The organism is Planococcus sp. CAU13 (genome assembly GCF_000775575.1).
Lineage (GTDB): Bacteria > Bacillota > Bacilli > Bacillales_A > Planococcaceae > Planococcus.
Map to the genome: position 1 here is coordinate 1 of NZ_JRGN01000332.1, position 2,933 is coordinate 2,933.

Here is a 2,933-nt window from a genome sequence, read left to right on the forward strand (position 1 = left end):
CTCCAGCTGCCCAGCTCTTCGGGTCATAAGTTAGCCCAGCTGCGTGACAAAGACCGTCACTACGCTGGTCTCCCTTATGCCTTTCAGAGCATAACGGGCGCTTGCGCTATTATTTTGAGGAGGAAATGACAATGACATTCAAGCACAAGACGATTGAAAAGAAATGGCAGCAACATTGGGAGCAAAATAAAACATTCAAACTGGAAACGGATTTCGACAAGCCGAAATTCTACGCGCTTGATATGTTCCCGTATCCATCGGGAGCAGGACTTCACGTCGGGCATCCGGAAGGCTATACAGCAACTGATATTTTGAGCCGCATGAAACGCATGCAGGGCTATAACGTTTTGCATCCGATGGGCTGGGACGCTTTCGGATTGCCGGCTGAGCAATATGCGCTCGATACAGGAAACGATCCGGCGGAATTCACGGCGAAAAATATCGAGACATTCAAACGCCAGATACAGGAACTTGGCTTCTCCTATGACTGGGATCGTGAAATCAACACGACAGATCCGAAATATTATAAATGGACACAGTGGATTTTCATCCAGCTGTACAATAAAGGCCTGGCTTATGTCGATGAAGTGGCGGTCAACTGGTGTCCGGCGCTCGGCACAGTGCTTGCCAACGAAGAAGTGATCGACGGCTTGTCGGAACGCGGGGGCCATCCGGTAGAACGCCGTCCAATGCGCCAGTGGGTGCTGCGCATTACGGAATACGCAGACCGCTTGCTTGAGGATTTGGACGATCTTGACTGGCCGGAAAGCCTGAAAGATATGCAGCGCAACTGGATCGGGAAATCTGAAGGGGCGGAGCTGGAGTTTGAGATTGACGGCAACGGCCATTCGTTCCGTGCATTCACGACGCGTCCGGATACGATTTTCGGCGCGACTTATGCAGTTTTGGCGCCTGAGCACAAACTGGTTTCAAGCATCACAACACCAGAGCAGAAAGAAGCAGTCGAGAAATACATCGACGAAGTGAAAACGAAAAGTGATTTGGAACGTACGGATCTGGCGAAATCAAAATCCGGTGTGTTCACAGGGGCTTATGCGATCAACCCGGCGAGCGGCGAGAAAATGCCGATCTGGATTGCGGATTATGTATTGGCCACATACGGGACAGGCGCAATCATGGCGGTTCCGGCACATGATGAACGCGATTATGAATTTGCGAAACAATTTGATTTGCCGATCGTGGAAGTCGTGTCCGGCGGCAATATCGAAGAAGAAGCATACGCAGGTGATGGGGAATTGATCAATTCCGATTTCCTGAACGGCTTGAATAAAAACGAAGCAATTGCAAAAGCCATCGACTGGCTTGTGGAAAAAGGCGTCGGCGAGAAGAAAATCACATACCGCCTGCGTGACTGGCTGTTCAGCCGCCAGCGCTACTGGGGTGAGCCGATCCCGATCATCCACTGGGAAGACGGCACAATGACGCCGGTTCCGGATGAAGATCTGCCTGTCGTATTGCCGGTGACAACAGACATCAAACCTAGTGGAACAGGTGAATCTCCACTTGCCAATATCGAAGAATGGCTGAATGTCGTGCATCCGGAAACGGGCATGAAGGGACGCCGCGAAACGAATACGATGCCGCAATGGGCAGGCAGCTGCTGGTATTACCTGCGTTACATCGATACGGAAAATGACGAAGCGATTGCTGATCCGGAATTGCTGAAACACTGGCTGCCGGTTGACGTTTATATCGGCGGAGCTGAGCACGCGGTACTGCATTTATTGTATGCGCGATTCTGGCATAAAGTGCTTTACGATATCGGTGTTGTACCGACAAAGGAGCCGTTCCAGAAATTGTTCAACCAGGGGATGATCCTTGGCGAAGGCAACGAGAAAATGTCGAAGTCGAAAGGCAACGTCGTCAACCCGGACCAGATCATCGAAAGTCATGGTGCGGATACGCTGCGCCTGTACGAAATGTTCATGGGGCCGCTTGACGCATCGATTGCATGGTCGACGAACGGACTTGACGGAGCACGCCGTTTCCTTGACCGTGTATGGCGCCTGTTCATCGAAGACGATGCATTGAGTGCGAAAATCGTTGACTCGAATGACGGCAAACTGGAAAAAGTTTATCATCAGACTGTCAAAAAAGTGACGGACGACTATGAAGGATTGCGTTTTAATACTGCCATTTCGCAGTTGATGGTCTTCATCAATGAAGGCTATAAAGCGGATGCAATCCCGAAAGAGTACGTGGAAGGCTTCGTGAAGATGCTGTCGCCGATCGCGCCGCACGTTGCGGAAGAACTGTGGGAGAAACTGGGCCATACGGAAACGGTGACATATGAGGCATGGCCGACATATGATGAGTCGAAAATGGTCGACGATGAAGTGGAAGTTGTTGTTCAGGTGAACGGCAAAGTCAGAACTAAGATTGTCGTCGCAAAAGACAGCACGAAAGAGGAGCTGGAAGCGGCAGCGCTTGCGGATGAAGCCATCCAGAAAGCGGCGGAAGGCAAGCAAATCCGTAAAGTGATCGCGATTCCTGGTAAATTGGTGAATGTGGTAATCTCTTGATTGAATGAAACCGGAGTTCCAGCTTAATTGCTGGGGCTCTGTTTTTTATTATCTGGAATTGGATGTTTTGGAGCGGGTTTGTCTCCGGAAAGTATTTGATCCGTTCTGGTGTTACAAAATAATAAAGTGGTAAAAAATTAGTAAATTTGTATAGTTTATAAACTATAAAACGTTGGAAAATGTATTTGGAAAAAAGCAGACGTTCGTAAAATGGGTAACCACTTTTACGAACGCCTTTTTTTACTTTTTTATTCTGTTTTGATGGCGTTCGTAAAGTTGATTTCAGATCGGCGAACGTTCGTAAAGTCGTTTGTCACGTTTACGAACGCACTTTATAGCGTTTTTTAACTGTTTTTAACCCGTTCGTAAAAGTGTACTTTTACGAACGCT

The 2,933-nt window shown here is 48.7% G+C and carries 1 protein-coding gene; it reads left to right on the forward strand.

Features of this window, described 5'->3' with window-relative positions:
* Positions 1–131 precede the first annotated feature (131 nt).
* Positions 132–2,543 carry a leucine--tRNA ligase gene (gene leuS, locus KW93_RS15505; RefSeq protein ID WP_033543957.1) on the forward strand — a complete coding sequence of 804 codons (2,412 nt, stop codon included), beginning with the start codon at positions 132–134 and terminating at the stop codon, positions 2,541–2,543.
* Positions 2,544–2,933 lie beyond the last annotated feature (390 nt).